The 6218-nt window shown below is 68.0% G+C and carries 6 protein-coding genes; 2 read left to right on the forward strand and 4 right to left on the reverse strand.

Annotated features, from left to right (window positions below):
• From QOC76_RS11525 to QOC76_RS11535, 3 genes are all read right to left on the reverse strand, one after another.
• A partial coding sequence (locus QOC76_RS11525; RefSeq protein WP_526356974.1) for a CoA transferase occupies window positions 1-127 on the reverse strand: 127 nt, incomplete at its 3' end.
• A gap of 21 nt (window positions 128-148) precedes the next feature.
• Complete coding sequence (locus tag QOC76_RS11530) at window positions 149-2326, reverse strand: thiamine pyrophosphate-dependent enzyme (protein ID WP_526356969.1); 2178 nt, start codon at window positions 2324-2326, stop codon at window positions 149-151.
• A 12-nt stretch (window positions 2327-2338) separates the two neighbouring features.
• Window positions 2339-3322, reverse strand: coding sequence for an arginase family protein (locus tag QOC76_RS11535; RefSeq protein WP_526356970.1), 984 nt, complete (start codon window positions 3320-3322; stop codon window positions 2339-2341).
• A gap of 59 nt (window positions 3323-3381) precedes the next feature.
• Here QOC76_RS11535 and QOC76_RS11540 point away from each other — a divergent pair, with 59 nt between their 5' ends.
• A complete protein-coding gene (locus QOC76_RS11540) occupies window positions 3382-4218 on the forward strand; it encodes a siderophore-interacting protein (protein WP_526356971.1) in 837 nt (278 codons plus the stop codon).
• A gap of 63 nt (window positions 4219-4281) precedes the next feature.
• On the opposite strand, the gene QOC76_RS11545 is transcribed toward QOC76_RS11540, so the two are convergent.
• Entirely contained in the window at window positions 4282-5055 is a 774-nt protein-coding gene (locus QOC76_RS11545) for an HAD-IIA family hydrolase (protein WP_526356972.1), read from the reverse strand.
• A 156-nt stretch (window positions 5056-5211) separates the two neighbouring features.
• Here QOC76_RS11545 and QOC76_RS11550 point away from each other — a divergent pair.
• The coding region (locus tag QOC76_RS11550; protein ID WP_526356973.1) for a serine hydrolase domain-containing protein at window positions 5212-6218 on the forward strand (1007 nt) is incomplete at its 3' end.

The following is a 6218-nucleotide window of genomic DNA, read 5'->3' on the forward strand; positions in this document are numbered from 1 at the left end:
TCGGGTCGACCCGAACCACCTCGGCGCCGAGCTGCCCCAGCGTCATACCCGCCAACGGCACGGCGACGAAACTGGAGATCTCGACGATCCGGACCCCGGCCAGTGGACGGATCGCGTGGCTGGTCACGCGGCCAAGTGTAAGCAGTCGCTAACTGGCCAGTTTGACGGCCGCAGCTTCGATCGTCTCCTCACTCAGCAGCACCTCGAGCGCCGCGTCGCCGAGCGGGATGAAGCTGTCGGCGCTCGCTACCAGCTCGATGACGCCGGTGTAGCCGTGTTCGAGCAGTGCGGCCAGCACGCCCTCGCCCACTCCCCCGGTTCGCCGGGTCTCGTCGACGATGAGCGTCTTGCCGCTGACAGCCGCCTCGCGCAGCATGTCCTCGACGGGAAGCGGCGCCAGCCACCGCAGGTCGACGACGCGGGCGTCGATACCCTTGGCCTCGAGCCTGCGGGCGACGCGCAGGCTCATCCGCAGCCCGTTGGCGAAGGTGATGATGGTCAAATCCGTTCCCTCGCCGTAAGTTCGGGCCCTGCCGACAGGAACGCCCGCGGTGGGATAGGTCGCCAGCCACTGCTCGTCGCCGTCCTCGTGGAGGTCGCGGGTGTGATACAGGGCGATGGGCTCGAGGAAGATGCACACCGCACCCGACGTCTTCGCCGCCGCGGCGCAGGTGTGCAACATCGCCGCGGCGTCGTCGGGACGGGCGGGTGAGGCGACGACCACGCCGGGGATGTCCCGGATCGCGGCGATCGAGTTGTCGTTGTGGAAGTGCCCGCCGAAGCCCTTCTGATAGCCGTAGCCCGCGACCCGCACGACCATCGGATTGCGGTACTGCCGATTGGAGAAGAACCCCAGCGTCGCGCCCTCACCGCGAATCTGGTCCGCAGCGTTGTGCAGGTAGGCGAGGTACTGAATCTCCGGTATGGGAAGCAGCCCCGACACACCGGCGCCCAGCGCCAGCCCGAGGATAGACTGTTCGTCGAGCAGCGTGTCGAAGACCCGCGCGGAACTGGTCCGGTTGAGCAGTCCGCGGGTCACCCCGTAGACGCCGCCTTTGCGCGCGACGTCCTCGCCGAAGACGATGGCTTCCGGATAGCGGTCGAGGATGTCGTGCAGCGCGCGGTTGATTCCGAGCGCGACGGTCATCGGCGCGTCCGGGTCGCTGGACCTGACCGACGCGGCCAGCGAGGCGGGGGCGGCGGCGGTCGCGTCCGCCATGCCGAGCGTCAGGGGCGCCATCACCGCCTGCGCACTGTCGAGCTGCTTGGCCTCGGCGACTTCGTCCGCCAGCTCCATCACCTCGGCGCGCTTGCCCTCGTAGCGGTCCAGCACCTCCTCCGGCGTCAGCACGCCCTCGGTGACCAACAGTTTCGCGGTGCGCAACAAGGGATCCCGGTCATAATCGGCGGCTATTTCGTCGGGCTTGCGGTAGGCCGGTTCGTAGTCGGACCCGGCGTGCGCCATGAGGCGAACCGTTCGCAGGTGCAAAAACGCAGGGCGCCGACGGGTGCGCACCCAGGCCGCGGCCGCCACCGCGGCGTCGAACGTCGCGGGCAGGTCGCAGCCGTCGGCTCCGAAATACGCCAGCCCGTCGCGGTTTCCGTAGGTCTGCTCGATCCAACCGCCGGGTGTCTTGACGCTGATGCCGATTCCGTTGTCCTCGCAGACGAAGAGCAACGGCATCGGCACGCCCTGGTACGCCGAGTGCAGCGCGGTGTTGATAGCGCCGACCGCCGTCGAATGGTTGACCGACGCGTCACCAAAGCTGCACACCGTGACGGCATCCTCCGGCCATGCGCATGAGACCCCGAGCTTCTTTGCGCGCGCGATCGAGAACGCGACGCCGACCGCACGCGGCAGATGCGATGCGATGGTCGAGGTCTGCGGAATGATGCGAAGGTCGTGACGGCCGAACACCTTGTGCCGACCGCCGGAGATCGGCTCGTCCGTCGACGCCACCAGACCGAGGAGCACATCGCGCAGCGGCTCCCTGCCGTCGACAAGGGCGCCGCGGGCAAGGAAGAAGGCACCCGACCGGTAGTGCAGGAGCGCCGGGTCGGTGGGACGCAGTGCGGCCGCAACAGCCGCATTGCCCTCGTGCCCGGAGGATCCGATCGTGTAAAAGCCCCTGCCCTGCGAGCGCAGCCAGCGTGCAGCCAAGTCGAGATGACGGCTGCCGAGCTGAACATCGAACAGTGCCAGGCACACTCGCACCGTCAGCGAAGATCCCTGCCGTACCGGTTCGTCGCCGGAACGGCCGCGCTCGGCGGATGAGTCCATCGCCGCGACGGTGGCGGTGAAGTACTCGTCGATGGGTTCGGCCACGGGTCTCCTGCGCTAGCGACTGATCGTGGGGCGCGCCACTACGTTACGGATGAACGCCACGATGTCCGCAGCGCCGGTCCGATTCGGGTCCTGGTCCGGATCGTAGATCGCGATGCTGCCCCCGATGCACGACGCCGGTGTGGTGAACAAGGCCATCACCATGTCGGTGAGCTGGTTCCAGGTCAGACCGCCGGGCTCATCGGGGAAGTCGGGCAGACCCTGCGCCGGAAACACCGCCGGATCCAGCACGTCGAGATCGATGTGCAGCCACCATCGGTCGACCCGTTCGGCCAACTGCTCGATGGCACGGCGTCCGGCGCCTGCCGGATCGTCGGCCACTTCGGCCAGCGGCGCCAACCACACTCCGTTGTCGGCGAGCGTGCCGACGTTGAACCGCTGCCGCCACGCGTCGTCGCGCGGACCCAGCACCACGAGCCGGTCGCGTCGCAGCGCCGGGAGCCGGTCGCCGAGTTCACCCGCCAGGGTGCGTCCGGTCAGCCCGAGCAGCAGCCCGAGTTCGGCGTTGGCCGCTTCGCCGTCTTCGGACACGTCGAGCGGCATGCTGTCCTCGTGGCCGTCGATGAACACCAGCCCGACTTCGCCGACGTGATCGCGCAGCCCGGTGACGATGCCGAGAAGCGTCGAGCAGTCGCCGCCGTAAACGATAGGCAGCCTGCCCGTTCTCACCGCCGATCCGACCCGCTCGTTGAGTGCGCGCGTCATCGCAAGCAGCGCCCGTTCGTTGATCAGGCTCGTCTGCCCGCGCCGCGAGTCCCCTGCCGGCAGGTCGAGATCGACGTGGCCTGCGACATGGTGGTGTTCGAAGGCGTCGAGCAGCCCGGCATCGCGCAGCGCGGCTGCCGCCCGCGCCTGGTTGCCCGGCCGCCCATAGCCGTCGAACGGAACTCCGATCAGCTCGATCTCGGCGATTTTCGCGCTCCTCGTGTGCCCACCACAACCCCGAACATAAGCGTCGCCCCGCCGAAAAACGCCCACTTGACCGGGTCTGGACCGGACTACGGGAGGCGCCAAGTCGGTTAGGTAACCTAAGATCGGTGAGCTTCACCCATGGTTGCCTCACCGAAGCGGTTGAGTTGGGTCCGCGCCTGCGCCGAATCGTCGTGCAGATCGATGACCCCGCCGCCCTCGACGTGAAGCCGGCCGCCGACTCGGCCGTCGGCGTCTACTTTCCGGTTGCCTCACCCGACGGGACGAGCCACATCGACCCCGATGCCGAGGGCCGCAACTACTCCGTACGACACCACGCAGGCGACCTCATCACGCTCGACGTCTTCCTGCACGCGTACGGCGTCGGAACATCGTGGGCGGCGGCGGCCCGGCCCGGCGACCGGATCGGTCTCGACCACGCCCGGTCCTGGTACCGGCCGCCGCGGGCCACCGATTGGCTGCTGTTGGTCACCGACCTGTCGGGATTGCCCGCCACCGCGCGCATCGTCGAGGAGTCGTCGTCCTCGCACATCCCGGTGACCGCGATCGTCGAGGTCGCCGACAGCGGCGACCTGGCTTACCTGCCGCCGCATACCGGTATGGCCGTCATCCCCACCGTGGGCACCGGCAACGGTCACGCCCCGAGCCGACTCGCGGAGTTGGTCCGCGAGCATCGGCTGCCCGCCGGCCGCGGCTATTGCTGGTTCGCGGGCGAGGCCGCCGAATCGCGGGTCGTGCGCAAGTACTTCCGCGGCCTCGGCTGGACCATCGACCAGCTCGATATCATCGGCTACTGGCGCTTCGACTCCGAAACGTGGGACGCGAGATTCGCCACGGTCGAAGACGAGGTCGTTGCGGTCTACGCGCAGGCCATCGCCGACGGCAAGGGCGACAAGGTGGCTTCCGAGGAGTTCGACGAAGCTCTGGAACGAGTCGGCCTCTAGGCACCGTGACCGCGTTCGTCGCCCGGATCGCCGCGAGGACCTCAGTCGCCGGGTCGACGAGAATCACACCAGCTCAATGGCTTCGGCGATGCTCGGCAACACGCGGCTGGGCCGGAACGGGTAGCGCTCGACCTCATCGCTGGTGGTCGACCCGGTCAGCACCAGGATGGTCTCCAGCCCCGCCTCGATACCGGCGACGACGTCGGTGTCCATCCGGTCGCCGACCATGCAGGTGTTCTCCGAATGCGCCTCGATTCGGTTCAGCGCACTGCGGAACATCATCGGGTTCGGCTTGCCGACGAAGTACGGCTCCCGTCCGGTGGCCTTGGTGATCATGGCCGCGACCGATCCGGTTGCGGGCAGCGGTCCCTCCGCCGACGGCCCGGTCACGTCCGGATTGGTCGCGATGAACCGCGCGCCCCCAAGGATCAGCCGAACCGCCTTGGTGATCGCTTCGAACGAATAGGTGCGTGTTTCGCCGAGCACGACGAAATCCGGATCGACATCGGTCAGCGTGTATCCCGCTTCGTGCAGCGCGGTGGTCAGGCCCGCTTCGCCGATGACGTAGGCCGATCCTCCCGGCAACTGATCGGCGAGAAATGCCGACGTCGCCAACGCGGACGTCCAGATCGCCGCCTCCGGCACCGAGAGGCCCGTTCGCGACAACCTCGCCGACAGGTCGCGCGGGGTGAAGATCGAGTTGTTGGTCAGGACGAGAAACGGCCGTTGCTTCTCGACGAGCCGGTGCAGGAACTCGGCGGCGCCCGGAAGGGCGTGCTCCTCGCGGACCAGCACGCCGTCCATGTCGGTCAACCAGCACCGGGGCGTCGATCGCACGCGCTCAGTCTTCCAGTTTTATCCGCGGGTTCTCGGCCTTTACGACGATTCTGGATACCCGGTCGTGAAAGGACACGGTCGGCGCCCGGTTTGCGGACGCGCTCATCGCTGGCTACGCGGAGTGGCTGACAGGCGGCGGCCACTACAGTCGTCGCCATGGCTCTCGGAGGCGACACCGGACGCGTGCCGCCGGGCGTGACCCTGGACAACTGGCAGTCGGCGGCCCAGCTGCATTGGACGTTTCAGCACATCGCCGAGTTCCTCCCGACGGCTGTGATCTCGCGCGGTACCGGACCCGTCGCCGAGCTGCCGTCGGCTCCGGTCGATCTGGTGGACATCCCGCTGTACGACCAGACGAACGCCAGGCGCACCACCGTCGGCGAGGTGATGGCCGCGACCGACACCGACGGCTGGATCGTCACCCGGCACGGCAAGGTGCTCGGCGAGTTCTATTACGGCGGAATGCACGCCGACTCGTCGCACATCCTGATGTCGGTGAGCAAGTCGTTGGTCGCCATGGTGCTCGGTGCGCTCGTCAGCAACGGCGCGGTGAACCCCGACGCCGAACTGACTTACTACGTGCCCGCATTGGCCAACTCCGGCTACGCGGGCGCGACTGTGCGACACCTGCTCGACATGCGTTCGGGCATAAAGTTTTCCGAGGAGTATCTCGATCCGCTGGCAGAAGTGCGGTTGATCGAGCAGGCCATCGGGTGGGCGCCTCGCACGGTGCCGGGCCTTCCGGAGACGATGTACGACTTCCTGGTGACCCTTCAGCAGAAATCGCCGCACGGCGGGCCGTTCGAGTACCGGTCCTGCGAGACCGATGTGCTCGGCTGGATCTGCGAGGCGGCCAGCGGGCTCCGGATGCCGGAGCTGATGTCGCAGGTGCTGTGGGCCAGGCTGGGTGCGCGCAACGACGCGACCATCGGCGTCGACTCGGTTGGCACGGGCTTCTTCGACGGCGGCATCAACGCGGGCCTGCCGGATCTGGTGAGGTTCGGTTCGCTGTTCCTCAACGGCGGAACGTCGCCGACGGGTGAGCGGGTGGTGTCGCTGTCATGGATCGCCGACACCTTCGCGGGCGGGCTGGACTCGCGGGGCGCCTTCGCCGCGAGCCCCGGTGACAGCGGCATGCCGGGGGGCATGTACCGCAACCAGGT

Source organism: Mycobacterium sp. (assembly GCF_032159565.1).
Classification (GTDB): Bacteria; Actinomycetota; Actinomycetes; order Mycobacteriales; family Mycobacteriaceae; genus Mycobacterium.